Genomic DNA, 20,446 nt, shown 5'->3' with positions numbered 1-20,446 from the left:
CAACGGTTAGCGCAACGTCGCTTGTGCACCGCGTTGTGATCGGCCGGAGGCGCTGATTCGCCTATGTTCCAACGACAGGTGACACACGCACCGGGACTCTTCGCTGCGTGCGCGGCGTGTAGAAAAGAGCCACGCCATTACACGGCGCACGGAAGCGCCCGCCATGAGTGGCCAACCTTCGGAAACATGGATGACAGGCACCAGTTGGAATGCGTGTGCGAGCGGCGCACGGGTTGGTGCAGCAGTCTGGCCGAAGCCGTCAAAACGTGGGGCGAACTGGGCGAAACGTTGCCGCCCGCCAATGCGGACGGCAACGTGCATTACATCTGGCGAGCGGCGCGTTGCTCAGGCTCGCTTGAACAAGCGCACGATAAAAATAAGGATGATCGCGCCGATCGTGGCGGTGATGATTGATGCGATCCAGCCTGCACCCAGACTGATGCCCAGCACGCCTGCCAGCCAGCCACCGATAAAAGCGCCGACGATGCCGACGATGATATCGACCAGCAATCCGAAGCCACTGCCTTTTACAAGCTTGCCGGCAAGCCAGCCGGCGATGGCACCGATAATCAGCCAAGCAATGATGTCATGAGATCCCATTGACGCTACTCCGAAAGGGTTCGAACGGTGGGTACTACCCCATCGCCGGCGGCGAGGGACGAAAAGCGCGCACAACCACCGCCGACTCCGCAGGCGACAAAACCGGTAATGGCCTGCGCGCGACGGAACTCTAGTGCCCCCGGCCACGAATGGCCTTCAGACAATTCCTAGCCGAGTCATGCCTCGTCGCCAGAACCATTCAAACGGCGAAGGGAGCACGCGTGCAGCTTACGCGCATCGGCGTCGGCAAGGTCAAGCATGTCATTCGCGAGTCGCGGCCAGCCCGTTGACCGGAAATAGTTGTCAATCTACAATAGTTGTATGAACACAACTATTCGCGACGCCAGACGGGCTGAGGCCCATCCAAACCTGATTCTCGGCATTTGCTGCCTCAGCCTGCTGATGGTTGCGATGGACGCCACCATCGTCAATGTCGCGCTGCCGTCGATCCGGCACGATCTTGCCGCGTCGATATCGGGGCTGCAGTGGGTGATCGACGCCTACACGATGGTGGTGGCAAGCCTGCTGATGCTGGCCGGGTCGATGGCCGACCGGTTTGGGCGTCGCCGTGTGTTCCAGACCGGCATGGCGCTGTTTATGCTGGGCTCGCTGCTGTGCAGTCTTGCACCAAATATTCATGGCCTTGTGGCATTTCGCGTTGTGCAGGCGCTAGGCGCGACCATGCTTAATCCGGTCGCCATGTCGATCATTGCCAACACCTTCCACGAACCGAAAGCACGCGCACGCGCCATCGGCATCTGGGGGGCGGTCGCTGGTGTATCGATGGCGCTGGGTCCGGTCATCGGCGGAGCGCTGACAGAAAGCGTTGGCTGGCGCTCGATCTTCTGGGTGAACCTGCCTGTCGGTGCTGCGGCGATGCTGCTGGCTGCGCGCTACATTCCGGAATCCAAGGCACCGCATCCGCGGCGCGTCGATCCGATCGGGCAATTGCTCGTGTTTGCGCTGTTGGCGATGGTCACGTATGCGGTGATCGAAGGCCCGCATGCTGGGTGGAATTCACCGACGATCATTGGCCTGTTCGCGGCTGCCGCGTTTGCGCTGATCGCGTTGCTTGTCTACGAACCTCGCCGCCATGAACCGTTGATCGATGTGCGGTTCTTCCGCAGTGCGCCTTTCAGCAGCGCAACCGTGATCGCGGTGTGCAGCTTCTCGGCATTCTCCGGCTTCCTGTTTCTCAATGCGCTGTACTTGCAGGAAGTGCGTGGACTGTCGGCGTTCCAAACCGGTTTGTGCACGTTGCCGCTCGCATTGGCGACGATTCTCTGCTCGCCACTCTCCGGGCGGCTGGTCGGCACACACGGCACACGACCTTCATTGCTGACCTCCGGCACGGCTACGCTCGTCAGCGCGCTGATGATGACGCAGCTGACGGCCACGACGCCGCTGCCATTTCTGTTGTTGACGTATGTGATTTTTGGTATTGGTTTCGGCATGGTGAATGCACCGATTACCAACACGGCTGTGTCGGGCATGCCCAAGGCGCAGGCGGGTCTTGCGGCGGCGGTTGCTTCCACCAGCAGGCAGATCGGCGCGTCGCTCGGCGTAGCGCTCGCGGGCACCATCCTGGGTGCACACATCCATAACGGTTTCGCCGAGGCGTCGCATCCGTTCTGGTGGTTGATTACCGGTGGCGGCGCAACCGTGTTGTTGCTGGCGTGGTTGTCCAACACGCGCTGGGCGCATGACACCACCCGACATGCTGCGCACTTGCTGGAAGAAACGACGGTTGGAGCGACGACGTGATCGGGCGCACACCTAGTGGTAGCGAAGCCGATCGCATCTGGCAGATGATGGTTGCCCTGGTGTGGGAAACCCGCGGGGAGTGGCGCCGTAAAGTCATCGACGTCACCGGTTTGCCCTTCAGCCGCGCACGCATACTGTGGCGGCTGCTCGATGAGCCGAAGACCTTGACGCAGATTGCGTATATCACCAGTAGCGACGCACCCGCCACCACCGTCGCCATTAACGATCTTGAAAATCGCGGACTGGTCGAACGCAATCCCCATCCCGACAACCGGCGCACAAAACTGGTGTCGCTTACGTCCGCAGGCAAGGAGCTTGTCGAGTTGTTACAACGCACAGTACGCGACGATGCGCCGCCTGCGTTCCAGCACCTTTCCAAGACCGACCTTGCACACCTTCGCCGCATTCTCGCGCGAGTAAGCAGCCACGAGGGCTGATTCCATTCTCCGTGCACCCACGCGGGAAAACCATTTCAGCGCGGCGACCGCGTTGTTGTCGCTGTCTAAATGCTTGAGCTTCAGTTTTTGAACACGAACAGAAAGTAGGTAGTGATCATGCGTAATGCACGAGTGCAGATGAAACGTGATGAGAGTACACGCTCCGTATGGCCAGCAGTGCCGCAACGGCGCGATGTCCTTCGTCTGGCCTTGATGATCGACCGTGACAGCGGCCGGGTGCGCCGGTGGTATCGCGCAGAAACCATCGCCGAGTTTGGCGGCCGCACACCGCAGGAGATGTGCGCGTGTGGGTTCGGCGGACTGGTGGTGTATTACCTTGAACAGATTTTGCACGGAAACAGGGGTTAGTGCAGCAAGCACTCCCACGCCTTTTGCAGTCGTCGCGACGCTATAACTTGCTGTGCTCCACCTGCCGTTCGCGGTGCATCAATGTCCACTCGGCGTGTTCGGTGAGTGCGGCGTCGCCGAGTGACCGTAGAATGTCGCGTTGTTCGGCGGGTTCGCTGGTGCGGTCGAGCGCAGCGCGCGCACTGCTGAAAATGCGCTGCATGAATCGATATTGCCGGATCAACTCCTTGTCCGCTTTGCGATAAGCGTAGGCCTCGCGGACGGCCGCCATGATGGAAAGCACCGCCATGATCAGCACCAGGATCGTCTTGGTGCTTTCTGGAAGCCGCAGCGCGAACACGGCGAGAAATACGCTGATCGAGATGCCGCCCCACAGGCTGATAGAGCCGATGGTCTCGGTGATGTGATGCAAACCCGTGCGTTCGACCGTCTTACGTTCGAAATAATGAAGCTGCCCCGATTTCCCCGATTCGCCGACCCATTCCGCAATCACTTCGGCGAGTGCATCGGGTAACGGCTTGGCGGGTGGGTGCAAGCCAACCGTGCGCATGACGTTGCGGATCCATCCAAGCTCGATGTTCTGCCGCTGTAAGAAGTTGTCGTGCGCAAACTCATGATCGCTGCTGGTCGAAATACCAGCGCGGCGCCAGTACGACTGAATGCGCAAACCTTCTGCCAAAGCGCGGTAATCCAGATACTTGCGATGCCAGTCGCGGCGTCGGGCGACGATGGCAACGAAACCGCCGATCGCAAAAAGCAGCAGAAAGAGGTAGATCAGATTGTTCTGCGCGGCGAGATGCGCGTAGAAGGCGAAGGCGATACCCATCAGGGCCGCAAGCGTGTACGTCGCGCGCAGGGCTAACAACACGCGCCGCTGAAAATGGATGGCCAGCCAGTCGGCGCAGCGAAAAAGGTGTTCGACGTTATCGGGCGTTTCCGGTGAAGGATCGTGGTGCGCGCGTGCCGCATCCGCGATGTCGTCGCGATACTTCTCGCAATCGTCATTGAACTCCGCCATATGCTTGAACATCAGGCGGAATTCATCGGGTGTATCGCTGTTAGTGGAAAGCGTGTCGCTGGTGCGCCATATCGTCTGCAATGTAGAAAGACCTGGCGCGACGGTGGCATCGGCACCTTCGCGCGAACAGACGATGTGGTAGAGCAAGTGCTCATCGCCGACGGCGATCACATGACGCGCCTCGCGATGCCGCTCGATCAGTCCAGGCATCGCGCCGCTGAGGTAATACTTCACAATCTGCGCCGTGCCACCAAGCCGGCCGGAATCCTTGCCATCCCACATGGTCAGCAAGATATGGCAGTGACTGGCGATAAATACGCCGGCTTTTGCATACTGCCGGTCGCGTTCCAGCCCATGCGATTCGATATCGGCGCGCGAGTGGCCTTTCAGCAGCGGTAATCGAATGATCTCGGCCTGCTCGCACAACGCTTCGAATTCGCGAAGCACTGTTGGGTCGGTAAAGTCGTCGAGATATAAATCCTTCGGCAGCGGCAGCGGCACAACCAATCGCGCACCCGCTATCAGCGCCTCGGTTGCAAACAGCTGATCGCCGCCTTCGGCCAATGCAGACAATGCCACTAACGGGAGGGTGGGACATTCGTGTTGAATCAAGGAGAAGAAATCGCGAACGCGCTGCCGGATCGGCTCGATCTCGGACGCGGCGATATTGCGATGGCTGGTGACGCCGATGATCAAAGGAGTCATGGCCGCTTCCGAGCGAGATCGCAGAAAGGTCAGCCATCCCTTGCACGGAATCCCTGTCCATCGGACAGCAGACCAGTCGCTACCGGCCCGGACGTCCCATGGCTTGTCGCCGGGGAGGGTACCACGCGAAATGTGATCTACGTCACACTTTCTGTGGTAGGGTGCCCCTAGAAGGGCTCCCGATACAGCCCTTTGGCGGGATCGGCACCTGATCGCCGGTCGGATGAAACGGGCATTTCCTGGCAATGGAGGGCTGTGGCCCCAGCGGGAGTGCAATGCGTGATGACGCAGGCCCCCGTGGTATCGGTTTTCAGATACCACGCTTTCATCAGCTACAGCCACCAGGACAAGGCCTGGGCCGACTGGTTGCATAAGGCACTGGAAACGTATCGCGTTCCCGCGCGCCTGGTGGGTACGCAAACGGCCGCAGGTACCATTCCGCGCCGCCTCACACCGATTTTCCGCGACCGCGATGAATTGGCCAGCGCAACCGATCTCGGGCGCAAGGTCAACGAAGCGCTGGAACAAGCCGCGAATCTAATCGTGATCTGCTCGCCACGTTCGGCGGCTTCGCGCTGGGTGCAATCGGAAGTACAGGCGTTCAAACAGCTGGGTCGCAGCGAACGTATTTTCTGCTTGATCGTCGATGGCGAACCCAACGCCAGCGATGTGCCCGGTCGCGAAACGGAAGAGTGCTTCGTATCAGCGCTGCGTTTTCGTCTGGATGCAAACGGGCAACCCACTACCGAGCGCACAGAACCCATTGCCGCGGATGCGCGTGCTGGCAAAGATGGTCGTCGCAAAGCCAAGCTGAAACTGATTGCCGGCATGCTCGACATTGGTTTCGATAGCCTTAGGCAACGCGAGCTGCAACGTCGCAATCGACGAATGACTGCGATTACCGCGCTGGCGCTGATCGTGATGGCAGCGACGACCACACTGGCCATCGCCGCGCTGTTTGCACGTCACGCCGCCGACGTTGCGCGCATCGATGCCGAACGCCGTCAGAAACAAGCCGAAGACCTGGTCGATTTCATGCTTGGCGATCTCAACGACAAGCTATATCAGGTCGAACGCCTGGACATCATGGAGGCCGTCGACGACAAGGCGATGGCCTATTTCGCCTCGCTGCCTACGAAGGACGTGACCGATCAGGCGCTCGAGCAGCGCGCGAAGGCGTTCGAAAAAATCGGCAAGGTGCGGCAGTTGCAAGGGCATCTGCCCGAAGCCCTGACATCGTTTCAAGCCGCCGCCAAAATTGATAGCGCCCTGGCCGCGTCGGCACCTGCAGATACGGCCAGACAGTTGCACTACGCGCGCACGTTGTCGTTCATTGGCTATACGTATTGGTATCAGGGGCAGCTCGACGCAGCACAAAAGGTTTTTGACCAGGCGCAGAGCATCCTGTCGCACGCGGCCCAGCACGCTCCCAACGATCTGGCGTTGCAGTTTGAGCTTGAGATGCTCGACAACAACATCGGTCATGTGATGGAGGCGCGTGGTCAGCTCGATGAATCCGCGGTGCCTTACGGCAGCGCGCTTGCTTTATCCAAGAAACTGGTTGCGGCCGATCCGAACAACAGCCAATGGGCGGTGGAACTCGGCGGCGCGCACAACAACCTGGGAAAACTCGCGCTTCTGCATGGCGACCTTGCTACCGCCATCGCTGAGTACAGCGCAGACGACGCTATCGAATCCAGATTGTCGGCGCGCGATCCGAAAGACAACAGCCAGCGCGACACGATGCTTACCGTTCACGCGATTCTCGGGCGCACACTCGCACTCGCAGGGGAAGATGCCACCGGCATCCGTTATCTGCAGCAGGCCGTCGACATCGCGGCTGGCCTTATCAAGGACAACCCCGACAATAACGATCTGCGTGAAGATCTCGCCCGGTACATACAGCAGCTCGCACGGCTGAAACGTCTCAGCGGCGACCTTGATTCGGCGCGGGCACTCACCGCACAGGCGTTGTCGATGTTTACGGGACTCGTGCGAATCGCACCCAGCAACGCGGAATTGCAACGCGAGCTGGCCGAAGCACAAACGGAGCAGGCGGCTGAGTTTCTTGCTGTCGGAGACATTGAGGCCGCACGCACGCAAGTACAGGTCGCGCAGAGCACGCTTGATCATTTGCTGGCGCAAAAACCTCACGATCGCGCGACCTTGCTCGCCACGATGACCGCGCAGCTATTGTCCGCAAATGTCAGTACCGATTCACGCGTGGCCATGCAGCTACGCCGCGACGTCGTTAGAGAGGCGACTGCGCAATCGAGTGGGCGTAGCGATCCACGCCTGCTTTCGCTGCAGGTCGAAGCGACGTTGGCACTCGGCAATGTTTCCGATGCGAAACCACTGATCAGGCTGCTCTGGAATAGCGGATACCGTGACGCCGGGCTAATCGCCTTGTTGAATCGCGAGCACATCGACTACCCGGTGAATACGGCACTTCAAAGTCGCTTGCTGGCAGTAAGTGGCGAGCGTGATCGCTGACGCGGCATCCATCCCATCTCCGGTAGGAGTTCATCATGAGCAATAGCGGCGAGAAGCATATCGAGCTTAGTGTCGAGCTGGCACACGATTTTCGCGATGGCGGGGAAGACAATCTGCTGGTCGTCAACAGTGGAAATCACCACCAGATTTTTGAAAAAATCAAAGATGCCAATCATGCGCATACGATCACCTGGACGCTTACAGGTAACGCCAGTGGGGGTGAATTTTGTGCGCTTGATGAGGCCGACAATCCGGGGTTTCTATGGCTGGTGAGAACGCCTCGCGAAAAAATTTTTCACAAACTTCATTTGATCGGAAAGACCAAGTTGACCATCCATAACCATCACTACGACAAGAGCAGTGAAGGTCTATGGCAGTACCAGCTTTTCGCGAGATTTGGCGGCAAGGTGTACGGCGTGCCGCTGACATTCTGCTGCGGCGGGATGAACAGCCCGAATCCGTCGATCAAGAACACTTAGGTGCGGAATCAGCGCTTGCCGATAGCCAGCCACGGCATCCCGCGATAAGAATTCGCGACGACCCAGCCGCATGCCGTCAACGTCCAGGAGTCAACGCATTCGCTCCATTGGAAGGCATTAGCGCCAGTCATCACAATAGGTAGCCAGACAAGCAACGTGAGCGCGGCCATCTCCCACGCAGAAAGTGTCGCCGCCAAACGTGCATGCACGCCTATGAGCATCGCGATGCCGGTGGCGATATACGCACCGCCGGTGAAGGCCGCCCATCCTGCATGCCAGGGCAACCACGCAGGCACCAGGGATACGGTCTCATTGAAATAGATGAAGTGCCCCAGTCCGAAGAAAATCATCGCCAACGCGTACAGCACTCTGGCAATACGCACGCCGCTGTTGCCGTTAATGAAACGAAGAAGCGATGGCATCTTCCAGTTTGTTGCGAACCAGGCGAATAACACCCAGGTGGCGGCTATATACACCGCGCATTCGGCGATACCGTACCAAGGACCGGCGGTGGCGAGGGCCGCAAAGAGGATGGGTGCTCTGAACAGCAGCAGCCACGCCAGAAAATACACAAGTAACGTGAGCGCGGCGTCTGCCCGCTGCCAAAGCAGACCTATGCCGCATCCCAGCGTGATGAGGGCACACAGATAAGGCAATGCCGCGTTACCGGGAGCGCTAAGATCGAGCGGTTGCCAGAGTGCTGCGTAATGACCTGTGATCAGACACTGGATGCCCAGTGCGATCATGGTAACGGCGAAGACTGCGTGCCCCACGCTTGCGATGCGCATCCATCCGCCCCCTCTGGTGATGTTCGCCAGTGTAGGGGTTTCAGTGGGCGGCTTCAGAGGCCAAATAGTGTGTTTCGGAAGTAGCCAATTGGGGTTGATTCGCGTGGCTTTCACGGCCCGATTTGTTCCGTGCCTCAGCGCGGGGCCTTGTTCTTCAGGCGAAAGCGACTCGACGTGTTGATCAATCCCAACGCGTGTCCGCAAGCGATTTGGCGAGCTGATCGATAGGACGGACTTTTAAGGCTTCAAGATCCGAGGCAAGCATTTGCGCTATCGCGAGGGTGTCTTCTCTGGCTTGCCGACGCTCCGCCACAAACAGGCGCATCACCTTGCTCCACAACCGGGATTGCGCTTGAAGCTCGAACACTACGACCGCTGCAGCCAGGCGAGCCAGATCCGCGGTCATGCCGAGGTCGATGGCGGCCCGCGCCACTGCTTGCAGCCTCCCCGGCGAAACCAGGCGATTTACGCGTTTTTCAATGGACTGCGACTTCGATCCGCGTAGATCGGGTGACTCATGCAGGGAATGATAGAGAAGGGCCCATAGAACGCGCTCCAACCGCCTGGCCAGACGGCGATCCTGGGGCTCGAGATCAACGGTGTTTTTTCTCGCGGAAGGTGTGCCTACGATCCATGATCGTGAAAACGGCGCACTCGTCGTGCGTGTGTCGCGTCCGCGGAAGGGAAACGGCACGACGTTGCTCGGTGTTCCGTCGTCAGACGGTTCGGCAACGAATGGCAATGTCGTCATAACTCCCCCACGAACCGCATGTCTCAATTGGCGCTATGTAGTGGGTATCGACAAAATGCTGCGACTCTTGAATGTGAGGGGTATCGAGGAGGCGAGTGACGACGGTATCTCCACATTCTTCAAGCGATTGAAACGTATCGTATTGGCGCGAGCATCGAACGAGCTCACGCGTGCAAAAAAGAATCAGAGCACCTTTCCCAGATAGAAAAAGCACCCTGACCCTTTTCTCTCCGCCACGCAGTGGCTCAGGCTGCGGCTTTGTGCGCGTTCATTACACTCATCAGAGCCTTGGCCGAAGCTTCCGACGATGCGGGATTCTGCCCGGTGATAAGACGGCCATCGACGATGGCAAAGCTCTGCCAATCGGCAACCTTTTCAAATTTGCCGCCAAGACGCTTGAGCTCGTCCTCGACCAGGAACGGAACGACTTTTGTGAGCCCTACCGCTTCTTCTTCGGTATTGGTGAACCCCGTCACCCGTTTTCCTTTGACGATGGGTTCACCCTTGTACTTCACATGGTGAAGGACACCAGGCGCATGGCAAACCGTCGCGACGGGCTTGCCGCTGTTGTAGAAATCTTCGATCAATTTGATCGAGATGGGATCCTCTGCAAGATCCCACATGGGGCCGTGGCCGCCGGGGTAGTAAACCGTATCGTAGTCTGCTGCCGATACGGTGCTTAGAAGGCGGGTGTTGGCCAATACGTCCTGTGCCTTCTTGTCGGCCTTGAAACGAGTCTGTGCCGGCGTCTGGTTGTCGGGTTCGTCGCTCTTGGGATCGATCGGCGGTTGGCCGCCCTTGGGCGAGGCAACCGTCACCTCTGCGCCGGCGTCGGTAAATACATAGTAGGGAGCTGCAAACTCCTCCAACCAGAACCCGGTTTTTCGACCAGTACTGCCCAGCGTGTCGTGGGAGGTCAGGACCATGAGAATTTTCACTTCGGTTCTCCTGAGGTTGATTTCGAAACGGCGTACGGCACCCGTTGCCCCCAATTCGTCGACCGACTAACGCATATCGCACCGCCTAAGCGCGCACCGAAAAAGCAACAATGCCGCCAACGCCGACAGGTCCCCTGCGTTTGGCTGCAGACAACGGATGCCTAAGCGTCCGATAGTTCGCAGGCAAACACTTTTCTCCCGACCTTATTGAGCACGCGCAACTTAACTCGCTTTGTGTGTAGCCCCACAGCTCGACAGAGCTTGACGAGCGACCAGTAAGAGCGAGCAGCAAAGAGTTATGCGACTTGGTGCGTTACGTACACGCAAATAGTCCGTCAAGTAGGCATTTGCCAACGCAATGAATCACTTAAATGCTAGGTGGCGCATGATTCACGCGCCTTAGATGTTTGTGTGCTCGGGCTTCAACGTTGGTTCGGCCAATCTTCGATACGCTTGGTCACATTATTGGCCTGAAGGATCGTTATGGCAGCAAATATGAAGGCGTGTCCGGCATGTGCAGAGATGATCCAGGGGGCGGCGCGTAAGTGCCGCTATTGCGGGACGGACCTGGATGCGTACGTGGCTGCGCGGGAAGTGGTGGCGGAGCGCACTTTGTTTTCGGGTCACCCGAAGGTGATTTATACCTTCAGCCAATACTTCTTCGTCGTCATCACCGTTGGTATTGCGCTGCTCGTTTATTGGATACGCTCTCTCGCAACCACTTACGTCATCACCAGCCAGCGCATCCGTATCGAGCGCGGGGTGTTTTCCAAGGTGCAGAACAATCTCGAGCTATTTCGGGTCGATCACTTTGACGTCGTGAAACCTTTCGGCATGAAAGTGCTTGGTCTATGCGAGGTGCATTTGGACTCGTCCGACGAGGACATGCCGAAGGTGGTTCTCTATGGCATTCCCGATCTCGAACGTATGGCCGACGAGTTGCGCGATTGCTCGTTGCGGGAGCGCACGCGTCGGCGCGTCATGCCGGTGGAGCGTATGTAGCGAACGAGCCCGATGGTGATTTCCCAGCTGTATGACGAAACCCCGGCTTTTCGCCGGGGTTTTTCGTGCGAAGCTCGCAACGATGTCAGCCCGTCACCGATGCACTGCCGTTTTCCAGATGGCCCGTATAACGCCGAATCCAGCTGGAGTCGCCGCTGAGGGTCAGCGTGAAGTCATACCAGCCGTTCGTGTTTGCTACGGCCGAGAAATACGTATTGACGGTCGCGCCCGCTCCGACGGAGTACGTCCATGGGCCATCGGTCGTGTAGTTGTTGGAGGTGATGGTGAAGGTAACGGCTTCGCTACCCGTATTCGTCAAGGCGAAATAAATCGCGAGTTTTCCAGATACGGGATCGACGGCGTACGACGACGTAACGCTGCACATTTTACCGGAGTTATTGACGTCTCCCGCGAAGCGGCGCAGAAAACGGTTTGGCCCGACAACGGTCAGATCGTAACTGCCGCTCCCGTAGCCCGATCCGATATTGAAGAAATCGCTGACCGAACCGTTCGTGCCGCTGCTGTACGGGGCGACGGTGTATTGCCATGGTCCTCCGTTTCGGTAGGCATTGGCGTAAATCGCCAGCGGAATGGCGCTGGTTGCGATGGCGCCCACGTTGAGCATTTCTATCCACACTAGGATTTGACCGTTCGAGCCGTACTGGAACGACGAGATATTCGCATCGGGTTGATAAGGAAGCGCGCACGCAGTGCGTGTACCGGTTTCCTGTGACGGCAAGCTATTGGACGCGTTGCTGTCGGTGGGATTGGGCAACGGGTTGCAGGTGGTGGTCTGACTGATAACGGTCGTTGCGGCCGGCAGGTTTGCCGGCAAGCCATATACAGGGTTGGCAAAGTCGAAAGCGCCGGTGAGGTTGCCGCTCACCTGACGACGCCATGCACTGATGTACGAACACACGGCGGGCGTTCCCAGTGCGGACGTCCACGTCTCCAGGAATTGAATCACCGATGTGTGATCGTACACCTGCGAAGCGACGTTGCCGCCGCGCGTCCACGGCGAGCAGACAATCATGGGCACGCGAAAACCCATGCCGATGGCTTGCGTCACACCATCCACCGTAATGAATTCACCGGTCGTGCCACTTGGCGGACTGGGCGGCGGTACGTGATCGAAGAAGCCGTCGTTTTCATCGTAATTGAGCAGGAGGACGGTGGAGTTGAAGGTCTCTGTGTTCGCAGCCAGGGCCTGCAAGATCAGGTTGATGAAATACGCGCCGTCATCCGGCGGTGCGTCGGGATGTTCGGAGTAACCCTGGCTTGCAACCACCCAGCTGACTTGCGGCAACGTGCCGTTGATCACGTCATTTTGGATCGCCAACGCAATGTCGTTGGGCGTGGCGTTATCCACATTGGCAACGGAATCCATACCGTTGATGAAGAGCGGGCTGGATGTCGATGCATTCTCGAATTGGCTGAAATACGCCAGGCCGTTGTCGCTGAAATTATCGGCGGCATTCTGGTAAACCTTCCACGTCACGCCCGCAGCTTGCAGCTCCTCGGCGTAGGTTTCCCAGGTGAGTCCCGATTCATCGCCGCCGTCGTAAGCCGGGCCGCCGTAATCACCGGACGGATCGATCATGCCGCCCCAGAGATAGGTGCGGTTGGGGCCGGTCGAGCTGAGAATCGACGAGAAGTAGTGATCGCAGATGGTGTATGCGTCGGCAAGCGCGTAGTGGAAAGGAATGTCCTGCCGCGTGAGATAGCCGAGCGTGCGAACGCTGGCTTTCGCGGCGACCCAGGAATCCATTTTTCCGTCGTTCCACGCCGCATGTTGCGTGGCCCATGAGTGATCGAGGTTGCCGTCGCATTGCGTGAGCACTTCGCTGGTCTGGCCCGACGCAGGCGAGGTTGTATTGAATGCCCACGGATACTGGCGTGCCGATCCGTTGGGTTGATTGAACACCGAATAGCCACCCGAAAGCGTGATGCCGGCTTTATCGCCAAAACCGCGTACGCCCTGCAGGCTTCCGAAATAATGATCGAAGCTGCGGTTTTCCTGCATGAGGATAACCACATGCTTCACATCCGCGATGGTTCCGGTTGCCTTGATCGTTGCGGCTTGTGCAGGTTTGAGCACGCCGCCAACGGTGTATCCGGTGATGCCCAGTGCAGCGGCCTTGATCGACAACGTAAGAAATTTACGGCGATTGAGCTCGATCATGTGGAACCCATCCGTATGGTGTGGTGTTGCCGGAACGTATGGATGGTGTGTGCCACTTTGATGACGTTGAAGTGACGCGCATCACTTCAACTGCAAATTCTTGAAGCAGTCGGTAAAAAAACGCTTCTCAAAGAAACGGGGACAGGTTGCGGCTTAGCGCACACAACGTTGGCAAAAATGAAAGCGATGTGTACGTGTCAATCATGCATTGATCCGGAAATAGCAAAATCGCGGCGCCGCCATGCGATGTTTAGCCGCCCGGTTTATGGGAGTCCCTGCTCTGTAATGAATCCAGGGCATGCGTTCATGCGAGGGGGTCAGTGTTGCGACCCAGCGCGTTGCATCGGTTCGTTCAGTATGGGCGACAAGCTGCTATCGAATGTGCGCCATTGTCCGTCGAGACCTTCGATGCTGATCATCGCGGACTTGTCGCCAGCTGCGACGGCTTTGCGGCATTGATCGGTCGCAAAGGCAAGCGCTTCGCGGCGCGAGTGGAAGGTAAACGCCTTTCCATTGGCATAGAGCGACCAATCGGAAGATTCACTGGCGGAATAGGGGAGATAGAATTTTTTCAAGGTTGCAGTCCACATCAGGATTCCACTATGGAAGTTCATACGTGGAAAGCGCGTAGACGTTTGGGCGGAAAAGCTCTCTTTCGTGCCGAAAGCGTTGCGTTGCCGAGCTGGCCGTACTTTTTTTGTCTTTGGTCTTAACAGTTGCTGTTGCAACGTTCAGAATAGGCAGAAACGTAAATGAACGACTTTACCGTTTCTTGGGGCGCGTCAACATTTAGACGTCTAATTCAGTAGGTGCCGGCTGCGTGTACGCATGGTTGCGATGGCAAGGTATGGGGGGAGGACGTTATGGAAGACGCTAACGCGTTGACGATCGAAGAAGCGAAACAGTCATCGGCAAAAGTGACGCTTCCTTCACGCCTGTTCGGTTTCAGCAGCTACGTGCTTGCGGCGGTCACGTGGATCAGCTGCGGCCTGTTTGGGCTATATATCCTGATTTTCTATGCAGGCGCTTTGGTTTCGGGCACGGCATCCAGATGGAATGGCGTGCTGCCGGGCCTCTACACCGCGTCGAGCACGGCGTCGACTGTAGGCATCGGTCTGCACTTTGCCGCGGGCGGTGTGATTCTGGCCTTGGGTTTCATGCAATTGCTGAGCGCGATTCGGCAGCATGTCCCTGCGGTACATCGTTGGCTGGGGCGCATCTACGTCACCGCTGCTGCCGTGGCAGGTGTGGGTGGGCTTACCTTTATTGCCGTCACCGGCACGATTGGCGGCCTGGCGATGAACATCGGGTTTGGACTTTACGGTGTCTTGATGGTGCTGTGCGCTGTTCAGACGTATTGGTACGCACGTCGCCGGGAACTCGAAACGCACCGTAAATGGGCCATCCGCCTGTTCGCGTTGGCCATAGGTTCGTGGCTGTACCGCATGGAGTACGGCTTCTGGTTTTTGATGACGCACAAGCTTGGCCATACACATGATTTTCACGGGCCGTTCGACGTCGTGATGGCGTTCTTCTTCTACCTGCCCAATTTGCTCGTTGCCGAGGCGTATCTGCGGGGACGTTCGGAGCGGGCGAGCGCCGCGACCAAACTATTGGGGGCGGCGATCATGGGGATCGCCGTGTGCCTTTTGGTTGTCGCGACCTATTTTTTCGCCATGCGGTACTGGTGGCCCGCCATTGTCACTGGCGCCGCAACCTGACGTTCTTCGTCACATCAATCACTTAGGTCGACGCGCCGCCTCAGCGCGAAATTCCCTAAAGCTCTGTGCCAAATAGCCGATAAGACGTGCAGGTGGCAAGCGTCCTGCCGTTAGGCATGGACTATGCAAGGACTTTTAGACGGTGAGTTCTGCCTAGACGTACGTGCGGGGCTCTGGAGGTGCGACATGGGAAAGGCGCAGCTTGAGCATGCGATGCGGGGCGCGTTGGGATGGGTGCTTTGGTTAATTGGCGTGTCCCTGAATGTGGTGGCCATTTGCTGGCTGGGATTCCAGACGCTTCGCTGGTTGCAGACCGGCAACTGGATGAATCAGCCGACGTTGTTCTCCTGGGTGGGTGAAGTCTGCCCGGGAGCGTGTACGTTTGCGACGAACCCGCATTCGTGGTTCGGCGCGGCGAAACTGATCCGTTTGCTGCAGGAAATTCCGAGCGGCCTGGCGCTGGCCATTGTCGGCTTCGCGTTTGCAATCCTCAGCGTCTCGGTGACGGACAACCGGCCCGAGCCGCCGCCGGTCCGGAAGCCGCGCACGTTGCCGTCGTTCTGATTCGTCGCGACAAGTTTTGACTTGGTTTGGCCGTCCATCCGGGATGACGGCCAAACACGCCCGACTTTTGTTACCACGAAGTCCGTATCTGTCCATAACGCCCAGATCGGATGATTGGGCAACGATTCCGCAGCTTTGATCAGCCGTCCATCGATCGGCCACCCGACAATGCATGCGAGACTTTTGGCGCTGTTTCACATCGCCTGAATCTGTCACGGTATACAGGTTCAATACCCCTTGAGCGCAGACCACGATGAAAGATGTTGCGAACGTGGTTCGGCGCTCACTGCGTCAGCGATGACATTTCCCCGTTACTGACATCACGCGAGTGGAGACAGATCTTGGCCGCCCAATCGTTCGTGTTTTCCCCTTCATCCCGCCTGTCCATCGCCACCGTTTGTGCGATTGGTTTGCTCACTTCTGTAACGTGCAGTGCTGCGGATAACGCGGCATTTCACGGTGCGCCCGCGAGCGCATCGTCAGTCGCCAATCCGTATAGCGGTCAAGCCTCGGCCGTTAACGCAGGGAGTGCGCTCTATGCCGCGCATTGCGCGAGTTGCCACGGTGCCAGCGGGCAGGGCACCGGCAATATCCCATCGCTATCGCACGGCGACGCGCAACTGGCCACCGACGGCGCATTGTTCTGGTTCATCTCGAAGGGCGATGTAGCCAACGGCATGCCGTCGTGGGTATCGCTACCCGAGCAGCAACGCTGGCAGATCGTGTCGTATCTGAAGGTCTTGCCGACTGCCAAGCCGGTACAGGTCGCACAAAACCCGGCGATGGCATCACCGATTACTACGCCGCCTCCGCAACCGCCGTTTACCGACTTCCGCTACGAGGAGCCGGGCCGGTCGCGCAAGATCACGATTGCCGATTTACCTGCACCGTATGCCACCAGCTCTGCTGGCAATGCGCCGACGTTGGTGGCACGCCCTGAAGGTGCGATACCCAAGGCTCCGGCCGGATTCAAAGTGAATCTTTTTGCGGAAGGTTTGAATACGCCGCGCGTGATTCGCGTTGCGCCGAACGGCGATATTTTTCTTGCGGAAAGCGGTAACGGACAGATCCGCATCTATCGTGGTATGACAGCGGACGGCAAGCCGAAGCAAACAGCGGTGTTCGCCACGCATCTGGATCATCCTTACGGCATCGCGTTCTATCCGCTCGGCGCGAATCCGCAATGGGTTTATATCGGCAACACGAATGCCGTTGTGCGCTTCCCGTATCACAACGGCGATTTGCAGGCGCGCGGACCGGCGCAACATGTCGTCGATCTTCCGCACGGTCCCGGACATTGGACGCGCGACGTGGCGTTTTCGCTGGACAACAAAACCATGTACGTCGCGGTAGGCTCCGGTTCGAATGTGGATGATCCGGACACCACGCCGGCTGAAAAAGACCGTGCGGATATTCTCGCTTTTCATCCGGATGGCTCGAATATGCGCATCTACGCGTCGGGCATTCGCAATCCGTCCGGCATCGCGGTCGATCCGAACAACGGTCAGCTGTGGACAACGGTGAACGAGCGCGATGGACTGGGCGACAATCTGGTGCCTGATTACATTACGTCCGTGCGCGAAGGCGGTTTTTACGGATGGCCATGGTGGTATATGGGCGGTCATCAGGATCCGCGTCACGAGGGCAAGCATCCGGAATTGAAGGACAAGGTCATTACGCCGGATGTGATTCTGCAGCCGCATAACGCATCGCTGCAGATTACGTTTTATGAAGCCCATCGATTCCCGAGCGACTATCAGGGCGACCTGTTTGCGGCCGAGCATGGTTCATGGAACAAGGCGACGCGCGTAGGGTATGAAGTGATTCGCCTGCCACGTCATCATACGGACAAGGCAAGCGGCGATTACGAAGATTTTCTCACTGGCTTCGTGCTGCCCGATGGACGCGTGTGGGGTCGGCCTGTCAGCGTGACCGCCGCGCCGGATGGCTCGCTGCTGGTCACCGACGATGGATCGAATTCCATCTGGCGCGTGGATTACGTCGGCAACGCGCGTTAGCAATTCTGGTTACACGCAGCCTTACGCTCCCTCTACCCTCCGGGGAGAGGGCTGGGGTGAGGGGCAAATCTTGCGAAAAGGCATCAAGTAGTTCGCGAATTCTTTGCAGAATTTGACCGCGAAAAAAATTCTCCGCGCAGGTCTCGCACCCCTCACCCCAACCCTCTCTCGGAAGGGGAGAGGGAGCAAAGTGCGTTGCAATCAAATAGGCTGCAGATCGCCTACTAGCGTCGGCAACAATTCCGAGACGGTCGGATGAATCGGCACGGCCCATTTCAATGTTTCGTAGGGCTGATCGGCATTCATCAGATCGAGCACGCCATGGATTGCTTCATCACCGCTGATGCCAAGAATGGCGGCGCCGAGCATGCGGTGCGTATCGGCGTCGGCAATGATTTTCATGAAGCCTTGCGTTTCGCCGCGTTCGACGGCACGGCCGACGCGCGTCATCGGGCGCTTGGAAATCATCAACCGCTTGCCGCTCGCCCGTGCCTGGGTTTCGGTTAGCCCGATGCGGCCCAGCGGCGGGTCGATGTAGAGCGCATAACCCACGATTCGCGACGAAACCTTGCGGTTGTCCTTGTCGAGCAGATTGGCGGCGATGATTTCGTAGTCGTTATAAGCAGTGTGTGTGAAGGCGCCACGACCGTTGCAATCGCCCATCGCCCAGATGCCGGGCACATTGGTGGCGAGCGTGTCGTCTACAACAATGTCGCCACGCTTATCGGTGTGAACCCCGGCCTTGTCCAGCCCGAGGTCGTCGGTGTTGGGGCGGCGTCCGACCGCCAGCAATACATGGCTGGCGACGATTTCCGGCGCACCCGATGTGCAGTCCACTTTGACGGTAGCACCGTCCGGATGTTTGGCAAACGCGATGCATTCGGCGTCGGTGCGCACGTGAATGCCTTCTGCTTCCAATATCTGGCGAATCGTGACCGACACGTCTTCGTCCTCGCGTGCGATCAATCGCGACTGCTTTTCGACAACGGTGACTTCTGAGCCGAGGCGGCGAAAAATCTGTGCGAATTCCAGTCCGATGTAACTTCCGCCGATCACGGCAAGGTGGCGGGGAAGCGTGTCCAGTTGCAGGATCGACGTGTTGGTCAGGTAGGTGATGTCATCGACGCCAGGCATGGCAGGCACTGCCGCGCGGCCGCCGACATTGAGGAAGACGCGCGGCGCGGAAATCGTTTCATCGTTTACGCGCAGCGTATCGGCGCTTTCAAAGCGGGCGTGACCGCGCAGCACGGTCAGACGATCCATGCCGCCCAACCAGCGCTCGATATTGCCGCGCGAGTTCATCGTTACGGTGTGCGCACGTGCCATGGCGCGCGGAAAATCGATGGTCACGCCAGCGGGAACGTTCACGCCGTACTCGGCGGCGCGTTGTACCTGATGCGCCACTCGTGCGCTGGCGACCAGGGTTTTCGTCGGCATGCAGCCGGTGTTGACGCAGGTACCGCCGAACCAGTGGCGTTCAACAATCGCCACATTCATACCGGCGGCGGTAAGGCGGCCGGCGAGGGAAGGGCCGGCCTGTCCGGCGCCGACAATGATGGCATCGAAGCTACGGTTCATGGGAATCCTTCACCGAGCAGGGGATTGAGCGAAAAGGCGTCGTCAACTATGTCAGATCGAGTGTCATGAAAACGCTATGCGGATCGGCCTTGTAGTCGCCAAATGGTGGGCATTCGATAAAGCCGTGGTGTTGATAGAACGTACGCGCGGGAATGAAGTAGTCCCACGAGCCGGTTTCAAGACTCAGGCGTGTCATGCCGTTTTTGCGAGCGCTTTCAATGATGTGACGCAACATGGCGCTGCCAGCGCCGCGCCGGCGTGTGGACTGCGAGGTGTGCATCGACTTCACTTCACCCTCAGTGGGCGAGAGTTGTTTCAGTGCGCCGACCCCGAGCAGTTCGTCGTCTTCCCAGATTGCCCAGAAAAGGACATCGGGCGATTGCAGTCCAGTAAGGTCCAGCGCATGCGCACTGCCGGGTGCGGTTTGCGCCCGGGCACTGGTCACGTGGGTGTCAAGCAACGCGACGATACGCGGGTCGCTGAAGTCGCCGGGGACGATACGCAGCATCTTTACACGGCCTCATTCGTTACTCTGTAACCAGTCTACGGTGCCCGCAAAGTGGCGCCAATACTTGCTGGAAACGTTTTCTCTTGCGAAGGGTGCGCGTGACATTGTTTTTTCGTAACGGCGCCCATGCTGCTGCCGTTACGAATGCCTAACGAGCCGTAGCGCACATTGAATGTCCGGGCAGAGAGACGATCCTGCTGCGGGTAACCTTAGCGTGGAGGCCCAGTATGAATGCACCAGGCGCACCCCATTCTCCATGGCAGTTCAGCGTGTTATCCGACTACATCGCGCGCATCGTTCACCCGCATGGGAAAACATCGGTGCAGCAAGGGTCGGTCAGGATGACTCGCCGACAGGAACTGCTGGCTGCGCAGGAACAGAAACGACGCGAGCAGCGCGCACATGTGCTGGAGCTATTGCGCGAGGTCAAGGAAAAGCATCAACACGTTTCGCATGTTTGAGCGGTTGCGCAACGTTGTAGCGATCGATTCGCTCTGAATAACCCATTTGTTTCGGACGCCGGCCATTCTT

At 58.3% G+C, this 20,446-nt stretch carries 19 protein-coding genes; 10 read left to right on the top strand and 9 right to left on the bottom strand.

Going from position 1 to position 20,446, the window contains the following annotated elements:
• Window positions 1-345 precede the first annotated feature (345 nt).
• On the bottom strand, window positions 346-600 hold the full coding sequence (locus EKH79_RS04735; protein ID WP_126672634.1) for a GlsB/YeaQ/YmgE family stress response membrane protein: 255 nt from the start codon (window positions 598-600) through the stop codon (window positions 346-348).
• Window positions 601-921: 321 nt separating this feature from the next.
• Here EKH79_RS04735 and EKH79_RS04730 point away from each other — a divergent pair, with 321 nt between their 5' ends.
• From EKH79_RS04730 to EKH79_RS04720, 3 genes are all read left to right on the top strand, one after another.
• On the top strand, window positions 922-2,364 hold the full coding sequence (locus tag EKH79_RS04730) for an MFS transporter (RefSeq protein WP_126672633.1): 1,443 nt from the start codon (window positions 922-924) through the stop codon (window positions 2,362-2,364).
• On the top strand, window positions 2,361-2,801 hold the full coding sequence (locus EKH79_RS04725) for a MarR family winged helix-turn-helix transcriptional regulator (RefSeq protein WP_199754143.1): 441 nt from the start codon (window positions 2,361-2,363) through the stop codon (window positions 2,799-2,801). Before EKH79_RS04730 ends, EKH79_RS04725 begins: the two co-directional genes overlap by 4 nt.
• A 138-nt stretch (window positions 2,802-2,939) precedes the next feature.
• A complete protein-coding gene (locus tag EKH79_RS04720; RefSeq protein ID WP_126672632.1) occupies window positions 2,940-3,170 on the top strand; it encodes a hypothetical protein in 231 nt (76 codons plus the stop codon).
• 40 nt (window positions 3,171-3,210) lie between these two features.
• On the opposite strand, the gene EKH79_RS04715 is transcribed toward EKH79_RS04720, so the two are convergent.
• The gene (locus EKH79_RS04715) at window positions 3,211-4,893 is read right to left on the bottom strand and encodes a DUF4231 domain-containing protein (protein ID WP_126672631.1); all 1,683 of its coding nucleotides are present in this window, start codon (window positions 4,891-4,893) and stop codon (window positions 3,211-3,213) included.
• Window positions 4,894-5,175: 282 nt separating this feature from the next.
• Here EKH79_RS04715 and EKH79_RS04710 point away from each other — a divergent pair, with 282 nt between their 5' ends.
• Together EKH79_RS04710 and EKH79_RS04705 are read left to right on the top strand one after the other, a co-directional pair.
• A complete protein-coding gene (locus EKH79_RS04710) occupies window positions 5,176-7,386 on the top strand; it encodes a toll/interleukin-1 receptor domain-containing protein (protein ID WP_126673064.1) in 2,211 nt (736 codons plus the stop codon).
• Window positions 7,387-7,421: 35 nt separating this feature from the next.
• Window positions 7,422-7,865: a hypothetical protein gene (locus EKH79_RS04705; protein WP_126672630.1), complete on the top strand. Its 444-nt coding sequence runs from the start codon at window positions 7,422-7,424 to the stop codon at window positions 7,863-7,865.
• A gap of 8 nt (window positions 7,866-7,873) precedes the next feature.
• On the opposite strand, the gene EKH79_RS04700 is transcribed toward EKH79_RS04705, so the two are convergent.
• The 3 genes from EKH79_RS04700 to EKH79_RS04690 form a co-directional block, all read right to left on the bottom strand.
• A complete protein-coding gene (locus tag EKH79_RS04700) occupies window positions 7,874-8,653 on the bottom strand; it encodes a DoxX family protein (protein ID WP_126672629.1) in 780 nt (259 codons plus the stop codon).
• A gap of 181 nt (window positions 8,654-8,834) precedes the next feature.
• Window positions 8,835-9,404, bottom strand: a complete 570-nt coding sequence (locus EKH79_RS04695) for a hypothetical protein (RefSeq protein ID WP_126672628.1) — start codon at window positions 9,402-9,404, stop codon at window positions 8,835-8,837.
• Window positions 9,405-9,649: 245 nt separating this feature from the next.
• Entirely contained in the window at window positions 9,650-10,342 is a 693-nt protein-coding gene (locus tag EKH79_RS04690; RefSeq protein ID WP_126672627.1) for a type 1 glutamine amidotransferase domain-containing protein, read from the bottom strand.
• Between the two features lie 483 nt (window positions 10,343-10,825).
• On the opposite strand from EKH79_RS04690, the gene EKH79_RS04685 reads away from it, so the two are divergent.
• Entirely contained in the window at window positions 10,826-11,344 is a 519-nt protein-coding gene (locus EKH79_RS04685) for a PH domain-containing protein (RefSeq protein ID WP_126672626.1), read from the top strand.
• Between the two features lie 85 nt (window positions 11,345-11,429).
• Here the strand turns inward: EKH79_RS04685 and EKH79_RS04680 are convergent, their stop codons facing one another.
• On the bottom strand, window positions 11,430-13,526 hold the full coding sequence (locus tag EKH79_RS04680) for a phosphocholine-specific phospholipase C (protein WP_126672625.1): 2,097 nt from the start codon (window positions 13,524-13,526) through the stop codon (window positions 11,430-11,432).
• A 317-nt stretch (window positions 13,527-13,843) separates the two neighbouring features.
• Window positions 13,844-14,116, bottom strand: a complete 273-nt coding sequence (locus tag EKH79_RS04675; protein WP_126672624.1) for a hypothetical protein — start codon at window positions 14,114-14,116, stop codon at window positions 13,844-13,846.
• 273 nt (window positions 14,117-14,389) lie between these two features.
• Between EKH79_RS04675 and EKH79_RS04670 the strand changes: the two genes are divergently transcribed.
• From EKH79_RS04670 to EKH79_RS04660, 3 genes are all read left to right on the top strand, one after another.
• Window positions 14,390-15,247, top strand: a complete 858-nt coding sequence (locus EKH79_RS04670) for a DUF2306 domain-containing protein (protein WP_126672623.1) — start codon at window positions 14,390-14,392, stop codon at window positions 15,245-15,247.
• 186 nt (window positions 15,248-15,433) lie between these two features.
• Complete coding sequence (locus EKH79_RS04665; protein WP_126672622.1) at window positions 15,434-15,811, top strand: hypothetical protein; 378 nt, start codon at window positions 15,434-15,436, stop codon at window positions 15,809-15,811.
• A gap of 341 nt (window positions 15,812-16,152) precedes the next feature.
• A complete protein-coding gene (locus EKH79_RS04660; protein WP_199754141.1) occupies window positions 16,153-17,829 on the top strand; it encodes a PQQ-dependent sugar dehydrogenase in 1,677 nt (558 codons plus the stop codon).
• Between the two features lie 201 nt (window positions 17,830-18,030).
• Here the strand turns inward: EKH79_RS04660 and EKH79_RS04655 are convergent, their stop codons facing one another.
• Window positions 18,031-19,407: an FAD-containing oxidoreductase gene (locus EKH79_RS04655; protein ID WP_126672620.1), complete on the bottom strand. Its 1,377-nt coding sequence runs from the start codon at window positions 19,405-19,407 to the stop codon at window positions 18,031-18,033.
• Between the two features lie 46 nt (window positions 19,408-19,453).
• Complete coding sequence (locus tag EKH79_RS04650) at window positions 19,454-19,915, bottom strand: GNAT family N-acetyltransferase (RefSeq protein WP_126672619.1); 462 nt, start codon at window positions 19,913-19,915, stop codon at window positions 19,454-19,456.
• Between the two features lie 227 nt (window positions 19,916-20,142).
• Here EKH79_RS04650 and EKH79_RS19025 point away from each other — a divergent pair, with 227 nt between their 5' ends.
• Complete coding sequence (locus EKH79_RS19025; RefSeq protein ID WP_148108999.1) at window positions 20,143-20,376, top strand: hypothetical protein; 234 nt, start codon at window positions 20,143-20,145, stop codon at window positions 20,374-20,376.
• The last annotated feature ends 70 nt before the right edge of the window (window positions 20,377-20,446 follow it).

Source organism: Dyella dinghuensis (assembly GCF_003977615.1).
Taxonomy (GTDB): Bacteria; Pseudomonadota; Gammaproteobacteria; order Xanthomonadales; family Rhodanobacteraceae; genus Dyella_B; species Dyella_B dinghuensis.
The sequence above is the reverse complement of the archived record's forward strand: the minus strand, read 5'-3'. Positions and strand labels throughout refer to the sequence as shown.